The following is a 17,834-nucleotide window of genomic DNA, read 5'->3' on the forward strand; positions in this document are numbered from 1 at the left end:
TTCAGGATTTTCGCTGCAGGCTGCATCAATTCATGCCGAACCAAAGGACGGCCCCATGATTGAAAACAATAAAGTTGTTGCCATCGACTACAGTGTGACCGACGAAACCAACCAACTCATTGACTCTTCTGACGGGCGCGAGCCGCTGAAGTACCTGCACGGTGCAGGTAATATTATTCCCGGACTCGAGCAGGCGCTGACCGGCAAACAGGTAGGTGACGAATTTACGGTGACAGTGGAACCGGCACAGGCCTATGGTGAACACAACCCGGCAAATGTGCAGCAGGTTCCTGTGGATGCCTTTTCCGGTGTCGAGCAGGTAGAAGTGGGCATGTCTTTCACCGCTCAGGGTGAAAATGGTCAGTTCCAGGTCACAGTAACTGAGGTGACTGACGATACCGTGACCGTCGATGCCAATCATCCACTGGCGGGTAAAACGCTGACATTCAAAGGGATTATTCGGGATATACGGGACGCCTCAGAAGAAGAGCTGGCCCATGGTCATGTGCACTGACACCTAAGTTATCTACATCCCTTCGGCCAGCTTCTGCTGGCCTGATTTTTAAGCAAGAAAAAACAATTAGTTATATATAGATTAAATCTGCTTCATTCAGTCTGCCCGCCTGTTTGCCTGCTGCGTTAAACCGATATAATTCGTCGGGAGTCCCGGGGGAAACGCAGTTGCAAGATCGTGACTCACAACATCAATCGATGAAAAGGTATCTAAACAATGACCCCACAAGAGCAAGATCTTATCCTGAATGTCGCCCGCAAGCTGAAAGACAGTCCAAACAAAGCCAAGGACAGCGACGCAGAGAAGTTGATCGCCTCTGAAATTGCCAGTCAACCAGACGCAATTTATAAACTGACTCAAGCGGTACTGGTGCAGGAAATGGCACTGAAAGAGCTGAAGCAAAAGAACGATTATCTGGAGCAGAGTGCTGAGTATTACCGCAACGAATCCCAGCGTGGCACCATGAGTAAGATGTTCGGCGGCAGTCGTCCGGCGCCGGTCCCACCTCAGCCGGTTGCCCAGGGCAGTGCCTTTGGCAGCTTTATGCAAACCGCTGCCGGTGTAGCCGCCGGTATGGTTGCCGGACATTTGATCAGCGACATGTTGTTTGATCACGGCAGCAGTGCCGATACCATCGCCGCGGATGCCGCTGCCGATGCGGCAGCAGACAGCGCCGCTGACAGTGCAACCGACAGTGCGGCAGATAACAATGCCGCTGATAACAATGCCGCTGACACCACTGCCAGTCAGGACAGCAATGGCTTCCTCGACAGTGGCAACAACTTCGCCTCTGACTATACAGATCCCGGCTTTGGCAACGACTCAGGTTTCGGATCAGACCAGGGCTTTGGTTCAGATCAAGGCTTTGGCTCAGACTCAGGTTTTGGCGATGACAACGGCTTTGGCGGTGATGACATGTTCTCCAACAATGACGATCCCAATTCAGGATTCTTCGGCGGTGGAGACGATTTCGGCGACGACGATTTCTAATCAATCACAGACCGGCCCCTGCGCCGGTCTTTTTTTCCCTTCTTTATCACTGCTTGATTTTTAACAGCTTCAACGCCTTAATTAAATAAAAAGGCGCATAGCTATCCAGTAGAACCGGTACACCGACTCACTAACCACCACAGGCCGCCTTTACAGAGCTAATTTCAGGGGGACGCATGCAGGACAATATCGCGCTGGTATTGGGTGGCGGTGGCGCCAGAGCAGCCTATCAGGTCGGTGTGCTCAAGGCGCTGGTGCAGTGCTATCCCCGCAATCACAGTATTCCATTCAATATTATCTGCGGCACCTCAGCCGGTGCCATCAACGGCACATCTATTGCGACCCATGCCTCCTGCTTTCATCTGGGTGTACGCAAACTGGACTGGGTATGGCGGCATATGCTGACCCGCAAAATTTATCAGACCTCTCCCTGGCTGCTGCTGCGTCATCTTATTGGTATGGGGTTAAGGGGATTTCAGGATGATCAGGTCAATACCGAAGCACCCAGTCTGTTCAACAATGATCCGCTGCGTCATTTACTCAATGAACTGATTGATTTTGGCCGTATCGACCGCAATATTGCCCGCGGCGCTCTGCGCGCCATCAGTGTCGATACCTCCAGCTACAACACCTCCAGCTGTATCAGTTTTTTTCAGGGGGGTGATGACATCGATGACTGGCAAAGAGCAAGGCGTGAAGGTCTGCGAACCCAGCTCAATACTGAACATCTGCTGGCCAGCGCCGCGATTCCACTGGTATTTCCCTCGATCCGGCTCGGTCAGCATTACTTTGGCGATGGCTCAATCCACCAGCTGGCGCCACTGTCCAGCCCCATACACCTGGGTGCCAACAAGATTATGGTGATCAATCTCGACAGCCCGCACAAACATCTGGGGCAGGAACTGCCTCACCATCCCAAAGCAGCAACGCTGGCGGGTCACCTGCTGGATACTATCTTCTCCGACACCCTCAACAGTGATCTGGAAAGACTGCAGCGGATCAACGCCACACTGTGCCATGTGCCGGAGAGTCTGAAGGATAAGTTACCCCTCAAACCCATAGAAACCCTGGTGATAAAACCCAGCAAAGATCTCAGTGCCATTGCCCGCAACTACTATCCTGAAATGCCGGTCGGAGTGCGGCATATGTTGAAACTCATCGGCATCAATCAGGAGTCGGATTCCAGTATCGTCTCTTACCTGCTTTTTGAGCGGGGCTATACCAGAGAGCTGATTGAACTGGGGTATCAGGACGCGATGGCAAGAATGGATGAACTGAAGCAGTTCTTTGAACTGGATCAGCCGCTGCGCCCGCTGACCTCAGTACCTCAGGCCAGGGTCGCCAGCTAAGTGGCTGAGCAGTGCTGAAGTCACAGCCTCAATCGGCAGTGACCTCGGCATCAGGCCTGAGCAACAGATCCTGCTGGCGGGCAAAATTTGCCAGCGTCTGAAAATCCCCGGCACGCCACACAGGCATGTTACGCAGCGATTCAGGCAAAGAGGAAAAAGCGCTTTCCTCACCGGCGGGCAACAGTTGCAGTTGGCCAAAGCGACTGGCAGCAATAGACTGACCGGCAGCCTGCTTTGCGCCATGGGGAAGCAGACGCATACCAAGATGATAGTCCCGCTGGCGCAATACCCATTTTTCCGGCAGTCGCTGATTACTGTCCCACCAAGTCCCATCCAGTGCATTGATTTGCTTTTGAGTTTCAGCTTTACTCTGAGCGCCCAACCTAGACAGCTCCTGAGCCAGAGCCTGCTCAAATGCCTGACTGAACTGACTGACACTCAGCCCCGGCTGATTGGACAGAACCTGCATCGCCAGCCTTGCCCCCAACATATTGGAATACAGATCCTCCGGCGAAAACGCCGATGCCAGCTCAGACCAGCCACTGACAGACTTAAGCCCGAACCACTGAGCGATTTCATGCCACTGCGCCAGTTGAAAAGCCAGCATACCCGCCAACTTAATACCTTCGGCACGCTTTTGTTCACTGGAGTGCATCACCTCATCGGCGGTTAATACCACCTTTCGGAGCCTGAGCTCTGGTGGCAGCGTCAGTTCATGGTCTGAGCCGATATAAGGCCAGATTTCATGATACAGATAGAAGGTATAGTCGGCGGTATCACGGACATGAGCAGTATCGATAAAACCGCCTTTGAGAGTGTAGATCAGGCCATTCTTCTCATCCGCGATCCCCAACAGACTGCCAGCGACCCCCTGACTGCCATCGTTATAACTGTGGTGACCAATCTCACCGGGCTCCAACAAATTCTCCAGTGCAAAAAACGGCACCGGAATGCCACCGACCTGAGCCTTGAGATCTGTGCCAAAGGCGCAGCAGGGCCGCACCCCGGCCGGGGCTTGCAGTGCAAAAGCCGACACAGGCAAGGCCAATATCAGTCCCAGGATGCCTCTACACCAGAGTTTATTCATCAGAATGCCTCATTGATTTGGAAATAAAACCCACTGGAGTCTTTACCAATCCCCAGATCCAGCCGGATATTGACTCTGGGCTTGAACGCCATACGGTACCCCACTCCCAAAGTTGGCAGCCACTCGCCATCAAACAGCTGCTGTCGCTCGTCAGCCAGCGTTCCGGCCCCCAGCCAGTACACAAGGCCATGCCGGCCGGTCAGCTGCTGCCTGAGTTCAACCTGGCCATTGAACTGATATCTGTCTCGGTATTGCCCCTGATAGTAGCCCCGCATCCGACCATCGCGGCCGACTTCCGACAATGCAAACCAGGGCACATCCCCTTCAATCCCCTGGGCATAAAGTTCCCAGGCCAGCACCAGTGATGGCGCCAGTCGCTGGTATTGACGGTAATTCAGGGTCAGACGACGGAACTCACGATCTGAGCCAAGCGCCGTCAGGTAATCATCATATTTGGCGCTGAGTAACATGCCCTCCCAGGCATTGGGGGCAAAATCCCGGCTGTCATAGGCAAGGCCCAGACTCATGCCACTGATGGCAGTATCTTCCAGATCCGCCGCACTCAGCGCCGGGCCTTCTGCCGACATGCGGCGATAGGATTGCAGCTCCCATCCCACAGTGGCATAGGTGTTGGGCAGCACCCGCAGCGCGATCCGCGGCGACAACTCCAGTACACTGGCATCGACCGCAGTGCGATTGGCTTCAGTTTGTGCAGCCTGGGTTCCCGTCCCCCAATAATCCCGGGGAGACTGACTGACCCAGGCATCCAGCTCCAGGCGTAAACTGTCATCCCCAAGATAAGTGCGGTTTTCCACCCCCAAACCATAGGAGCCAGAGGTAGACACATAGGACTTAATCCCCAGCGTCGACACCTGAGTGTCAGGCTTGCGCCCTTCGGGAGAGTACAGGCCAATCGCTGCCACACCTATGCCAAAACCCTGCAGCGGATTGACAAAAGGCCCGGGCAACACGCCCCAGTCGATGCCCTTGTCCAGCTCCAGCTGCTCACTGGCACCCAGCTCTTTGAGCAGGGAATCAAACCAGCCATCGGCGGTATTGTCATCCCTGCCTGCCGACACAGCCGCGTTGGCAGTGGTTATCTGAAGTGCCAACAGCAAGGCACAGAGTGTCCGCCCTCTCATCAGAAGCGATATTCCAGCGACAGCATGGCGCTTTTGCGCTCACCCAAACCGGCCTCACCCAGCAACGACCAATCCCGGGCAAACTGGTACTGGAAACCCACCAGAGTATTCCAGGGCGTTTTGAGGTGTTGCTCAACGGCAAACCTGCCATCACCGTTGGGATCGACTATGCCAATCAGCTCATCCATACCATTGCCGAAATGCAGGTTATGAATGTAACCGGCAAGATTCTGCTCGACGTCCTGATACATCCCCCCCACCCAGACTCTCAGCGGCAAGCCCATATCGGCAAAGTCGTAACCCACCCGCGGTGACAGCACGAATGCATCGATTTCACCGTCAATGACGGTCAGTTCGGTTTTTGTCAGGCTGGCATCAATCAGGGTAAACCAGTTGCCAATACCACCGGCGATCACCACACCGCCGCCATACAGGTAACCATCAAGATCCAGATCGAAATCAAACGAGGTATTAGGTTTTATCGGTGGCAAAGGAGGAAGATGCACCTTGTTAACCGTTACCCGGGTGCTTGACTCACCAGTCATCTTGCCGCCGATGGCATACACATTGAGGAAAGGTAACAGCCAGGCATCGGCCCGCAGGGTATAAACCTCACTGCGCTGCATGCCGGGTGCGGCAGAGATATCGATGGCATCCGGTTTGAGCGGGCGGCCCAGAAAACTCAGTCCGGAAAAACCGATACTGTCGATCATGACGCCCTGCTCTACATGCATGGCCCCGACACTCAGCCCAAATGGCTTGGGCAAGTTGTACCCCTGGTCCCGCGCCTCCTGAGCGAACAGGGGCAATTCAAACGCCGACGCGCTGCCACAACCGAAAATCATTGCGGCACATACCAGAGATTTCACACCAGACATGGATATTTCACTTATAAAGGGGAAGAAAAGCAGAATTTTATGCATTACCGCACAAAAGTAAACTGGTAAGTGTACTTTTGTGAGGTGTGTTGATATTCTGACCACCTCCTTATCCAATTGCTCACTATGAATCGTTCAGACCTCAAACGCCTCGCTATTTTGGATGCAGCTCAGGCGGAATTTCTGGCTCAGGGATTTGAAGGTGCCAACACCGACCGTATCAGCCAATTGGCCTGCGTATCCAAACGCACACTGTACCGTCATTTCGGCAATAAACAGGGATTATTCAAAGCTGTGTTAAGCCGTTTGCACGCCGCCAGTCACCAGGCAGATAGCGTCAGCATCGCGCCTGGCCAACCGCTCAAACCCCAGCTGTTAAAGCAGCTTAAGCAAGAGGTCATCAGGCACGATGCGACCTATAACTTGTCGGTATTGCGGATGATCGTGGTGGAACTGCTCAGGCAGCCGGAAATGGCCAAAGCCATGCTGGAGGAAGTCTATGCGCAGAAGGACAGTCTGGGGTTATGGGTACAGCAGGCATTGGCCGCCGGGGCGCTGCGGGGAGAAAATCCAGAGCTGATGGCGCGGATGCTCAAGGGGATGTTCAGTGGCATGGTCGTGTGGCCGGCACTGCTGTCCGGTGAGGAAAACGCGGCCAGCCGCGCATCTCCTCGGGTGCTGGATGAAATCGCCACGGTTTTTTGCCGGGCATATGCCAGTGACACTCGGCCAGACTGATCCACCTTTATCACCCCTGCAGTAAAAATTGCTCGGCGCGCTCGACCCTGCGGGGCTTGCCCTGCAGCAGCAGAATATCGCCGCTCTTGAGCAGCCAGTCTGCCGCAGGCTGCTCAATTTCGGCGCCGCCACGTCTTACCGCACGCAGCTCGACCCTGAGCTTTTGCCAGGGTAAATCCCGCAGATGCAAGCCAACCACCCAGGCACCGTCCGGCAGGCAAACGGCATGCAGCTGCTCCAGGGTAAAATCAGACTCGCCGCCACTGAAAAAACCATGCAGATAACGGTAGTGATTCCGTCGCTCCGACTCCAGACGCTTCAAAATCCGTGACAGCGGAATACCGCATTTGTACAACACCTGAGACACCAGCATCAGGCTGCCTTCGAGAGACTCAGGGATCACCTGAGTCGCTCCGGCCTGCTCCAGTGCATCAAGACTTTTATCATCCCGGGTGCGTACCAGAATATTCAGTTCAGGCGCCATCTGCCGGCACATATGAACCACCTCCTCCAGGGCCCTGGAGTCACAGAAGGTCACCACCAGCATACCGGCCTGACTGATCCCCAGTTGACCGAGAATACTGCCCTTGCAGGCGTCACCATAATACACAGGTTCACCGGCGTTGCGGGCCTCGGTAACTCTGGCAGGATCCATATCCAGCACCAGATAGGGAATGGCTTCAACTTTCAGAAAGCGGGCGATGGTCTGCCCTACCCGGCCATAACCGAGAATAATCACCAGCTCACCTGAGATCTCTACCGGAAAGTCTGGCTCCTCCAGCAATTGGCTGTGCACACTTTGCTGCATGCGCTTGCCAATCTCCACACTGTGTTTGACCAGCCAGGGAGCCAGTGCCATGGACACGACTGCCACCATCACCAGTTCAGTGCTGATTTGCCTGTCCAGCAGCTGATAATTCACGGCCAGCGCCAGGATAACAAAAGAAAACTCTCCCACCTGTGCCAGCGTGATGGCGGACGCAGCTGCATTCTGCACCGGCTCTCCAAACAAGCGCAGCAGCAGATAAACAATAAGCCCCTTGCCAACCACCACGGCGATCAATAGCAGCAGGATTTGCCACCAGAACTCAAATACCAAGCCAAAATCCAGCAACATACCGATAGAGATAAAAAACAGTCCCATCAGCAGATCACGGAACGGCCGGATATCGGCCTCCAATTGTCTGCGATACTGACTCTCCCCCAGCAGCATCCCCGCCATAAATGCGCCCAGCGCCATGGACATGCCAACCCATTGGGTAAAGGCCCCGGTACTGAGTGCCACCGCCAGCGTCCCCAGCACAAACAGCTCGTTGGAGCGCGATCGGGCGATTTCATCGAACAACTTGGGCAGCAGCCATTTGCCGACTGCCATCAGGCCAACAAATGCCGCAGTGCCCTTAAGCAATCCGTAGAACACATCCTGCAGCGCCAGCGCCTCGCCGTCGGTCGCCAGCAATGGCAAAAGGATCAACAGCGGCACCACGGCCAGATCCTGAAACAACAGCACACTGACGGACAGCTCACCGTGCCGGCGGCGCAGCCAATTCTGTTCATTGAGCAGCTTCAGAACAATAGCGGTGGATGACAGTGCGATGGCGGCGCCGATAACGATTGCCGCCGTCAGACTCTGGCCCCAGTAACAAGCCATGGCGGCGCTGATAAACAAGGTCAGCAGCACCTGAGCACTGCCCAGACCAAACACAGTGCGGCGCATCGCCCACAAACGCGGCAGAGAGAATTCCAGCCCAAGGCTGAACATCAGCAACACCACCCCAAGTTCGGCGACCGAATGCATCTGCGCCTGAGAGAACCAATTCAGGCCGCTGGGTCCGCTGACCACGCCGGTAAGCAAATAGGCCAGAATCGCCGGTAACCCCAATCGCCGCAGCAGCGCGATCGAAGCAATGGCGATCAGCAACATCAACAACAGGGGGGTGAGAAATCCGTGTTCCATCTGGTCCTCTGCTCTGGTCAAAAAACCGACACTCAGGCTGTGACATATTTTATAAGCCCAGCTATTTCAGATTAACTCAATGACTAACAAAGACAAATTTATTCAACAAAGGTAACGGCACAGGGTTTGCAGATAAATCCTGCAGATCCTCAGTAAAAACTGGGCAACGCAAGGATTTAACCATGACTTACCGCAATGAGACAGCAGTTTATTCCGATAATCAGGCTCAAAAAGGCCGTCTGCTCCAGCTGCTTAAGCCTGGTCTGCCGGGACAGGCAGAACTGTTCAGTTCGCTGCAATACCTGCATGCCAGTCTTGAACCACAGGAGGTTCTGGATACCTTTGCCACCCTGGCCGGCAGATATTTGCCGCTGGCCGGTGTTCAGCTCAGCTTCGATTGTCTGCAGTTGCAATGGGGCGAGTGTAACGCGCTGATGCTGCCAAGACCCTTCGTCTGGCGTGGCCAAACCGGCATTCTCAAATATTACCTGTTTCATCCCCTCAGCGGCGCAACGACGCGGGTGATGACCCAGCTGGAATCTTTACTGCAACAGCCGATGCACAATGCACTGCAGCATGCGGATATCCGGCGTCAGGCAATGATCGATGCCCTGACAGGACTTGGCAATCGACGCGACTTTGAGCGCACTATCAATCAGAGTATCTGCCGCAGCCAGCGTTCAACCACCCCTTTATCGTTGCTTATTCTGGATTTGGATAACTTTAAGCAACTGAACGACAGCCAGGGGCATGAAGTGGGCGATCTGGTGCTCACTGAGTTTGGCTTATTACTGCAAAGTACCATTCGCACCAGTGATCAGGCGTTCCGTCTTGGCGGTGATGAGTTTGTCATTCTGGTTGAAGGAGATAAGCAGGGCTGCGCTCAGCTGTGCCAACGCATTCTGACCGGTCTTGCCAATCATCTGCCACTGGCCAGGTATGGCGTACAGGTCACGCTTGGGGGAACCCAATATCGTCAGGGTGATGATATGAGCAGCCTGTATCGCAGTGCCGATAAGGCGCTCTATCAGGCGAAAAAAGCCGGTCGCAACCGCTACCGGCTGGCAGGTTAATTGGATGTCGACAAACTCAATGCCAACCCCGGCGCAGAGTCCTGCTGCAGGAAGCGGCGCTCCAGCCAGACACCGGGCACAGCCGCGAGGCATCCATCGATCACCAGGACCGGCAGGCGTTGTCTCAGCCAGGGCGGCACCCCGGCTTCCTGCCAGCACTTTTTAAGCTCCCGTCCCTTGTCCCGAAAGTGTGGGTGACAGCGGTAACTGCCCGACAATCCCATCGCGGCAACGGTGCCCAGCTGCCAGACTTCGCCCGCAAGGGGCGGCCGAAGCCTCGCGCCCTCTATCACTTCCCTCACCTCAACGACATAGCCGTTGAGCTCAGCGGATTGCCAACCCGGCACCAGTGTCACCGCTGTTGCTGCAAGCTGATGCTGATAGTGAGCAACAAACACCTGACCGGTATGCCTTTGCAGCAATATCTGGCCAAATCTCAACGCCACAGTGGCATCATCACGGGCCTCAAGCAACTGCGCCAAAGCCTGCTCAAGTTGCACCTGACTGGGCATCTCACCGCCCTGACGCTCGATAAAAGCACGCAGCAACAACCGCTGCCAGTGCGGTGCATACTGTGCAACCCCCGCCAAGTCCAGACTGCAACCCCAGGGCGAGTGACGCAGCATTGGCGTCAGCCGCTCGCGGACCACCTCATCCAGCGCCAGCTGCTGCTCAGCGCACAGCGCGGCGCTTCGACCGGCGGTCTGGGCAATATGGGGCCAGCGGGATTTCAGCGCCGGAATAATCTGCTGGCGCAGAAAATTACGGTCGTATCTGGTGTCGAAGTTGCTCTCATCCTGAATGTTTACCAGTCCCTGTGAGGCCGCATAGGCTTCAATTTGGTGTCGGCTGATATTCAGCAGTGGCCGAACCAGCCAGCAATCTCCGGCAAATACCTGTTGCACCCCCATGGCCGCCAGCCCCTTTGGTCCCTGTCCGCGCTTAAGCGCCAGCAGCAGAGTTTCCAGCTGATCGTCTTCATGGTGGCCGGTCAGCAGAATATCTCCCGCCGTCATCAACGCCCGGATCCCCTGATATCGGACCTTGCGGGCTTCTGCCTCCAGACTGGTGCGCGGACCACCGGGTACGGTTACCCGGCACAGTCTGAACGCCAGACCATAATGCGCAGCGCGCCGGGCGCAGTGCTGCGCCCAGCTATCCGCATTGGCACTCAAACCATGATGCACATGTACCAGCGTCACCCGCAGCTCCGGATGCAGACTGGCGTATGTACCCAGCAGACTGGCCAGCACTTCAGAATCGACGCCGCCGCTGTAACCCAGCCAGATACCCTGATCGCTCTGCAGTGGCAGACCACTCAACGCCTGTGAAATAAGTTGCTGCATTAAAACAGGATCCTGACTTTATCCGGTCCAATCAGCTGCTGCAGATTAAGCACCAGATCATCGGTGGGATTCACCCGCCATTCATCCCCCAGTCGGAACTGACCTCTGGCCTGCGCCTGGGCATAGTTCACCACCACAGGCACCGCCCCATTGCGCCAGGGCTGGAGCACCTCGCCAAAACGTTCCAGCCATTCAGGGGAAACCTGCTGACTGTCGATATCAATCTCCAACGCCTGCGCAAAATGACTGCGCGCCTCACTGATATCGATCATATTGCGGATGGTCATCCGGTTGCCGCCGGAGAAGTCATCGTAAGACACTTCCCCTTCACAGATAAGAATACGGTCTTTTTCAATCAGATGGCTGAACTTTTCAAAGGCTTCAGTAAACAGCATGCACTCCAGCCGCGCGCTCTTGTCATCCAGAGTCACCAGCCCCATCTTGGAGCCGCGCTTGGTCAGCATCACCCGCGAAGCAATCACCAGACCGGCAGCTTTGACGGTTTTGCCCCGCTCTGTGGGGTGAATGTCTTTAAGGCGACCCGAGGTGTACTGTCTCAGCTCCTTCAGATACTGGTTGATAGGGTGGCCGGTGAGGTACAGACCCAGTGTCTCGCGCTCCCCTTCCAGCCAGACTTTATCCGGCCAGGGGACGCAATCAACAAACTGTTGTTTAGTGTCTTCCGGCTCGCTGTTCAGCAAGCCAAACATGTCACACTGACCAATAGCGCTGGCCTTGGCATGTTGCTCGGCAGCGCGCATCGCCTCGGACAGGGTTTCCATCATGGAGGCGCGGTGCGGGCCCAGCGAATCCAGAGCACCGGCGCGGATCAGCCGCTCAATCACCCGGCGGTTGAGTTTCTTCAAATCCACCCGGGCACAGAAATCAAACAGATCAATAAAAGGACCATCCTCACGGGCTTTGAGGATAGACTCTACCGGACCTTCCCCTACCCCTTTGATGGCGCCGATGCCATAGACGATGTTCTGATCATCATCCACGGTAAACTTAAACAGACCCTTGTTCACATCCGGCGGAATGATCGGCAATCCCATGCGCTCACATTCATCCACCAGAGTCACGATCTTGTCGGTGTTGTCCATATCGGCAGACATTACCGCCGCCATAAACTCAGCCGGGAAGTGAGCCTTGAGCCACAGGGTCTGATAGGACACCAGTGCATAGGCGGCGGAGTGCGATTTGTTGAAACCGTAACCGGCGAACTTTTCCACCAGGTCGAAGATCTTCATCGCCAGCTCGCCATCGACGCCGTTTTGCTCGGCACCGGCCTGGAACGTCCCGCGCTGTTTGGCCATCTCCTCAGGCTTTTTCTTACCCATAGCCCGGCGCAGCATGTCCGCGCCACCCAGGGTATAACCGGCCAGCGTCTGGGCAATCTGCATGACCTGTTCCTGATACAGAATAATGCCGTAGGTCGGCTCCAGGATCGGTTTCAGGCTCTCGTGCTGCCAAGTTTCATCGGGATACGAAATGGCTTCCCGGCCATGCTTACGCTCAATGAAGTTATCCACCATGCCCGACTGCAGCGGGCCCGGGCGGAACAGCGCCACCAATGCAATCATGTCTTCGAAACAGTCGGGCTGTAGACGCTTAATCAGGTCTTTCATGCCGCGGGATTCGAGCTGGAATACCGCCGTGGTTTCGTAGCGCTGCAGCATTTTGAAGGAGATTTTGTCATCCAGCGGAATGGCGGCAATATCCACCGGCTCCTTACCGGCTTTGGCCAGACGCGGGTTTATCATGCCCAGCGCCCAGTCGATAATGGTCAGGGTCCGCAGCCCCAAAAAGTCAAACTTCACCAGACCGGCATATTCCACATCGTTCTTGTCGAACTGAGTCACCGGGAATTTACCTTCGCTGTCGCAGTACAGCGGCGCAAAATCGGTGATCTTGGTGGGTGCAATCACCACGCCCCCGGCGTGTTTACCGGCGTTACGGGTCACCCCTTCGAGTTTGCGGCACATGTCGATAAGGTCGCGCACTTCCTCATCGGCCTCATAGGCTTCCGGCAAACCGGGTTCGGCCTCAAACGCCTTGGCCAGGGTCATGCCCGGCTCGGCAGGCACCATCTTGGAGATACGATCGACAAATCCATAGGGATGACCCAGTACCCGTCCCACGTCGCGGATTACCGCTTTGGCCGCCATGGTACCGAAGGTAATGATCTGGGATACCGCCTCACGGCCATACAGCTCGGCCACGTGATCGATAACCTCGTCACGGCGGTCCATACAGAAGTCAACGTCGAAGTCGGGCATGGATACCCGCTCAGGGTTGAGGAAGCGTTCGAACAGCAAATCGAACTCCAATGGATCCAGATCGGTAATTTTAAGGGCATAGGCCACCAGGGAACCCGCGCCCGAGCCACGGCCCGGTCCCACCGGAATGCCGTTATCTTTACCCCACTGGATAAACTCCATCACGATAAGGAAGTAACCGGGGAAGCCCATCTGGTTAATCACTTTGAGCTCAATATCCAGACGCTCGTCATATTCGCCGCGTTTTTCCGCCCGCTCCTGAGGATCCGGGAACAGGAACTCTAACCGTTCCTCCAGGCCGGTTTTTGAGGCATGCACCAGATAGTCCTCAATGGACATATCACCGGTAGGGAAGTTGGGCAGGAAGTATTCCCCCAGACGTACCGTGACATTGCAGCGCTTGGCAATCTCCACCGTGTTTTCCAGTGCCTCCGGGATGTCCGCAAACAGCTCGCACATCTCCTCTTCGGTTTTGAGGTACTGCTGATCACTGTATTTCTTGGGTCGGCGAGGGTCAGCCAGGGTATAGCCATCGTGAATGGCGACCCGGATCTCATGGGCCTCAAAATCATCAGGCGTCAGAAATACCACCTGATTGGTGGCGACGACCGGCAGTCCCCGCTCATCGGCAAAGGCCACCGCAGCATGCAGGTAACGCTCTTCGTCAGCCCGGCCGGTACGCAGCAGTTCCAGATAATATCTGCCGTCAAAATGGGTTCGGTAAAACTCGGCCAGGCTGATTGCCTGCGCCATATTGCCCTTGAGCAGGGCTTTGCCAATATCGCCATCCTTGCCGCCGCCCAGCAACAAAATGCCTTCGCCGTATTCAATCAGCCATTCCTGGTCAATCACCACGGTATCATCCACGTGCCCCCGCAGATAGGCACGGCTGATAAGGTCGGTCAGGTTCTGATAGCCGACATTGTTCATGGCCAGTACGGTCAGGGCACAGAACTCCTTTTCAAACCCGGGCACCATCATCTTGAAGTCGGCGCCGATAATCGGTTTGATCCCTTTGTCGTGACAGCCACTGTAAAACTTCACCAGACCGCAAAGGTTGTTCTGATCGGTCAGGGCAAAGGCGGGCATGCCCAGCTCTTCAACCTTGCCAAGGATCGGCTTGACCTTGGCAAGCCCATCGACCATGGAGAAATCTGAGTGACAACGCAGGTGAACAAAACGGGGCTGGGACATGGCGAAAAAATCGACTTGAGTATCTGAATTTCAAAAGAGAAAGATAACATGAAGCGGCAAGCGGCCAAAGCACTAAACCGAGGCTCTGAGCTTAAACGGCAGCGCGGTGAACAGTCTCTTGAGTTGATGTAAACAAGTATCCCTTGAAGTAACGGATAAATGGCCAAAAGCAAAAAAGGTGACCCTGAGGTCACCTTTGGTAAATAGACTGTGTACCAGCCTGCGCGGCACAGAAGCAATCTGTCAGCCGTGCTGCTCCAGCCATTCACGTACCGGACGGAAGCTGCGTCTGTGCTCAGGCAATACGCCATGCTCAGCGAGCGCCTCAAAATGTGCCTTGGTCGGGTAGCCCTTGTGCTTGGCCAACCCATACTGAGGATATTTGGCATCCAACTCGTCCATCTCTTTATCACGCACCACTTTGGCGATAATAGAGGCGGCGCTGATGGCCGCGATCAGGCCGTCACCTTTCACGACAGCATCGGCTGGAATGCCAAAGTCCGGGGTACGATTACCATCCACCAACACCTTCTCAGGCTTAATAGATAACCCGGTCACTGCTCGCTGCATGGCCGTCATGGTCGCCTGCAGGATATTGAGCTCATCAATTTCAGCCGGACTGCAACGCCCGACACTGACCGCCAGTGCCTTGTCCATGATCTCGCTGTACAGCGCATCACGTTTTTTCTCACTGAGCTTTTTGGAATCATTGAGTCCGGCAATGGGTTTGGCCGGATCCAGAATCACCGCCGCCGTCACCACATCACCGATCAGCGGGCCTCTACCCACCTCATCCACGCCGGCCACCAGACCGGCAGAGATCTGCGCCACCTGCTCAGGCGTCAGATTTTTCAATACCGCCATAGTTAAATCCTGGTTATGCCTCTATCAATGCCATCACCGCATCCGCTGCGCGCTCACTGGCATTGCAGCGTATCTGCTGATGGATTTGAGTAAAACTGTCAATCAACCCGTCGTTTTCGCGATTGAGCATCTCAGCCACCGCCTGGGCAATCTTTTCTGGGGTGCAATCAGCCTGGATAAGCTCAGGCACCAGATCGCGATCGGCCAGCAAATTGGGCAGTGAGAAGCGGTTGATCTGCATCAGCCGTTTCGCGATGCGATAAGTCATGGGCGCCACCCGGTACGCCACCACCATGGGCCGCTTGACCAGCATGGCTTCCAGCGTGGCCGTGCCTGATGCCAGTAAAATGCCGTCACAGGCAGTCATTACTTCGCGGGAGTGACCTTCCACCAGATGAATTTCCAGATCCGGCGCATACGTCTCCAGCGCGGTGAGAAACTGCTGTCTGCGGGCCTCATTGACCAGTGGGGTGACAAATTTCACATCAGGAAATTGCGCATGAATGAGCTTGGCGGCTTTAACAAAGGGCTCGGCCAAAAGCTTGAGTTCACCGCCACGGGAGCCGGGCAGGATCGCCAGATATTCGGCCTCTGGCTCCAGTCCCAACTGCTCGCGGGCCTGTGCCTTATCGCTTACCAGCGGGATATCATCCGCCAGGGTGTGACCGACAAAGGTGCAGGGCACCTGATACCTGTCATAGAAGGCCTTTTCAAACGGCAGCAGTGCCAGCACCATATTGGTGGCCTTTTCAATTTTGAAAATGCGCTTGGGTCGCCATGCCCACACAGACGGGCTGACGTAGTGTACTGTCTTAATGCCGGCTTGCTTGAGCTTAAGCTCAACGCCCAGATTGAAATCCGGTGCATCAATACCGATAAAGCAGTCAGGCTGAATGGCCAGAACTTGCTTAACCAGGCCCTTACGAACACTGAGCAGCCGCGGCAGACGGGACAGTACTTCCACTATGCCCATCACTGCCAGCTCTTCCATGGCGTACAGGGATTCAAATCCCAGGGCTTCCATTCTGGGACCACCAATGCCGACAAATCTGGCATCAGGATGTCTTTGCTTAAGCGCCTTGATTAAACCGGCACCTAAAATATCGCCGGAGACTTCTCCGGCGACCATAGCAAAAACAAGCGGTTTAATTTGGCTTGTCATAATCAGCGAATAATACCCCGATTGGAGCTGGTGCAAAATTCGATAAAGTTGGCTACTTCAGGGAACTGCGCGGCATCTTCCTGCATGGCTTCAACGGCTTCAGTCACTGTCAGGCTGGAGCGATACATGGTTTTGTATGCCCGGCGCATAGCCTGCTGGGTTTCCTTGGAAAAACCGCGGCGCTTCATACCTTCAAAGTTCAGGCCTCGGGGCGTTGCGGCCTGACCTGAGGCCATCACAAATGGCGGCACATCCTGCAGTACCAGCGAGCAACCGGCAGTAAAGGCATGGGCACCGATATGCACAAACTGGTGAACACCGGTCATACCACCCAGAATCGCAAAATCACCCACATGGCAGTGACCGGCAATCGAGGCGTTGTTGGCCATAATGACATTGTTACCCACCACACAGTCGTGGGCGATATGCACGTAAGCCATAAACAGGTTGTTGGAACCGATACGGGTTTCGCTGTTGTCCTGAATGGTGCCACGGTGAATCGTCACAGATTCACGGATGATGTTGTTATCACCGATTATCAGACGGGTAGGCTCACCGGCATACTTCTTGTCCTGGCACTCTTCACCAACAGAGGCAAACTGGAAAATCCGGTTGCCTTTGCCAATCACGGTTGGGCCTTTAATCACGACGTGCGAACTTAACCAGCAATCATCCCCAATCTCAACACCTTCGCCGATGTAGCTCCATGGGCCGATGGTGACATTGTTGCCGATTTTGGCATCTGGATGTACAAACGCTAATTTATCAATCACTTGCTAATCTCTCTGCGCGCACACATGATTTCAGCCGAGCACACCAGCTCACCGTCAACCTTGGCCTCACCCTGGAACACGCCAATCCCGCGACGTTCCTTGATCATTTTCACTTCAAAATGCAGCTGATCGCCAGGCTCAACCACACGCTTGAAGCGGGCGTTGTCGATACCGGCAAAGTAATACAGCACATCAGGAGACGGTTTGTCGCTCATGGTTTTGAACGCCAGCAAGCCGGTGGCCTGAGCCATGGCTTCCAGAATCAATACCCCTGGCATCACAGGCTGCACCGGGAAGTGGCCCTGGAAGAAAGGTTCATTGATGGTGACGTTTTTGATGGCGTGCAGGGTTTCACCCGGGGTGAAATCCAGTACGCGATCGATCAACAGAAATGGATATCTGTGTGGCAAATACTGGAGTATTTCCTTGATATCCATAGTGTTCATTTCATTAGACACGAGCTCGTTTCCTCTAACAGTCACAGACTG

Annotated in this window: 15 protein-coding genes; 5 read left to right on the forward strand and 10 right to left on the reverse strand. The window is 55.0% G+C overall.

Going from position 1 to position 17,834, the window contains the following annotated elements:
- Nucleotides 1–55: 55 nt before the first annotated feature.
- The 3 genes from ACRRUX_RS09615 to ACRRUX_RS09625 all read left to right on the forward strand — a co-directional run bounded on the left by ACRRUX_RS09615 (nucleotide 56) and on the right by ACRRUX_RS09625 (nucleotide 2,853).
- The gene (locus ACRRUX_RS09615) at nucleotides 56–514 is read left to right on the forward strand and encodes an FKBP-type peptidyl-prolyl cis-trans isomerase (RefSeq protein ID WP_432529603.1); all 459 of its coding nucleotides are present in this window, start codon (nucleotides 56–58) and stop codon (nucleotides 512–514) included.
- Nucleotides 515–730: 216 nt separating this feature from the next.
- Nucleotides 731–1,504 (forward strand): DUF2076 domain-containing protein, encoded by a 774-nt coding sequence (locus ACRRUX_RS09620; protein ID WP_432529605.1) that lies wholly within the window; start codon nucleotides 731–733, stop codon nucleotides 1,502–1,504.
- A gap of 176 nt (nucleotides 1,505–1,680) precedes the next feature.
- Entirely contained in the window at nucleotides 1,681–2,853 is a 1,173-nt protein-coding gene (locus tag ACRRUX_RS09625) for a patatin-like phospholipase family protein (RefSeq protein WP_432529607.1), read from the forward strand.
- A gap of 28 nt (nucleotides 2,854–2,881) precedes the next feature.
- Here the strand turns inward: ACRRUX_RS09625 and ACRRUX_RS09630 are convergent, their stop codons facing one another.
- Genes ACRRUX_RS09630 through ACRRUX_RS09640 form a run of 3 tightly spaced genes read right to left on the reverse strand, consistent with a single transcriptional unit; the run spans nucleotide 2,882 to nucleotide 5,960 of the window.
- A complete protein-coding gene (locus tag ACRRUX_RS09630; RefSeq protein WP_432529609.1) occupies nucleotides 2,882–3,940 on the reverse strand; it encodes a DUF4056 domain-containing protein in 1,059 nt (352 codons plus the stop codon).
- Complete coding sequence (locus ACRRUX_RS09635; RefSeq protein ID WP_432529611.1) at nucleotides 3,940–5,058, reverse strand: BamA/TamA family outer membrane protein; 1,119 nt, start codon at nucleotides 5,056–5,058, stop codon at nucleotides 3,940–3,942. The genes ACRRUX_RS09630 and ACRRUX_RS09635 overlap by 1 nt, the downstream gene beginning before the upstream one ends.
- A gap of 23 nt (nucleotides 5,059–5,081) precedes the next feature.
- Nucleotides 5,082–5,960, reverse strand: a complete 879-nt coding sequence (locus tag ACRRUX_RS09640) for a virulence protein (protein WP_432529613.1) — start codon at nucleotides 5,958–5,960, stop codon at nucleotides 5,082–5,084.
- Between the two features lie 126 nt (nucleotides 5,961–6,086).
- Between ACRRUX_RS09640 and ACRRUX_RS09645 the strand changes: the two genes are divergently transcribed.
- On the forward strand, nucleotides 6,087–6,698 hold the full coding sequence (locus ACRRUX_RS09645) for a TetR/AcrR family transcriptional regulator (protein ID WP_432529614.1): 612 nt from the start codon (nucleotides 6,087–6,089) through the stop codon (nucleotides 6,696–6,698).
- A 10-nt stretch (nucleotides 6,699–6,708) separates the two neighbouring features.
- On the opposite strand, the gene ACRRUX_RS09650 is transcribed toward ACRRUX_RS09645, so the two are convergent.
- Nucleotides 6,709–8,655 carry a monovalent cation:proton antiporter-2 (CPA2) family protein gene (locus ACRRUX_RS09650; protein ID WP_432529616.1) on the reverse strand — a complete coding sequence of 649 codons (1,947 nt, stop codon included), beginning with the start codon at nucleotides 8,653–8,655 and terminating at the stop codon, nucleotides 6,709–6,711.
- A gap of 182 nt (nucleotides 8,656–8,837) precedes the next feature.
- Between ACRRUX_RS09650 and ACRRUX_RS09655 the strand changes: the two genes are divergently transcribed.
- Nucleotides 8,838–9,728 carry a GGDEF domain-containing protein gene (locus tag ACRRUX_RS09655; protein WP_432529618.1) on the forward strand — a complete coding sequence of 297 codons (891 nt, stop codon included), beginning with the start codon at nucleotides 8,838–8,840 and terminating at the stop codon, nucleotides 9,726–9,728.
- Here ACRRUX_RS09655 and tilS read toward each other — a convergent pair.
- From tilS to fabZ, 6 genes are all read right to left on the reverse strand, one after another.
- Entirely contained in the window at nucleotides 9,725–11,074 is a 1,350-nt protein-coding gene (tilS, locus tag ACRRUX_RS09660; protein WP_432529620.1) for a tRNA lysidine(34) synthetase TilS, read from the reverse strand. The two genes, ACRRUX_RS09655 and tilS, sit on opposite strands and share 4 nt — an antisense overlap.
- On the reverse strand, nucleotides 11,074–14,547 hold the full coding sequence (dnaE, locus tag ACRRUX_RS09665; RefSeq protein WP_432529622.1) for a DNA polymerase III subunit alpha: 3,474 nt from the start codon (nucleotides 14,545–14,547) through the stop codon (nucleotides 11,074–11,076). Before dnaE ends, tilS begins: the two co-directional genes overlap by 1 nt.
- 243 nt (nucleotides 14,548–14,790) lie before the next feature.
- The gene (gene rnhB / locus ACRRUX_RS09670) at nucleotides 14,791–15,411 is read right to left on the reverse strand and encodes a ribonuclease HII (protein WP_432529624.1); all 621 of its coding nucleotides are present in this window, start codon (nucleotides 15,409–15,411) and stop codon (nucleotides 14,791–14,793) included.
- A gap of 13 nt (nucleotides 15,412–15,424) precedes the next feature.
- Entirely contained in the window at nucleotides 15,425–16,573 is a 1,149-nt protein-coding gene (gene lpxB, locus ACRRUX_RS09675) for a lipid-A-disaccharide synthase (RefSeq protein ID WP_432529626.1), read from the reverse strand.
- A 2-nt stretch (nucleotides 16,574–16,575) separates the two neighbouring features.
- The gene (lpxA, locus tag ACRRUX_RS09680; protein WP_432529628.1) at nucleotides 16,576–17,346 is read right to left on the reverse strand and encodes an acyl-ACP--UDP-N-acetylglucosamine O-acyltransferase; all 771 of its coding nucleotides are present in this window, start codon (nucleotides 17,344–17,346) and stop codon (nucleotides 16,576–16,578) included.
- The gene (gene fabZ, locus ACRRUX_RS09685) at nucleotides 17,343–17,804 is read right to left on the reverse strand and encodes a 3-hydroxyacyl-ACP dehydratase FabZ (protein WP_432529630.1); all 462 of its coding nucleotides are present in this window, start codon (nucleotides 17,802–17,804) and stop codon (nucleotides 17,343–17,345) included. Before fabZ ends, lpxA begins: the two co-directional genes overlap by 4 nt.
- Nucleotides 17,805–17,834 lie beyond the last annotated feature (30 nt).

The organism is Shewanella sp. GXUN23E, assembly GCF_050865035.1.
Lineage (GTDB): Bacteria > Pseudomonadota > Gammaproteobacteria > Enterobacterales > Shewanellaceae > Shewanella.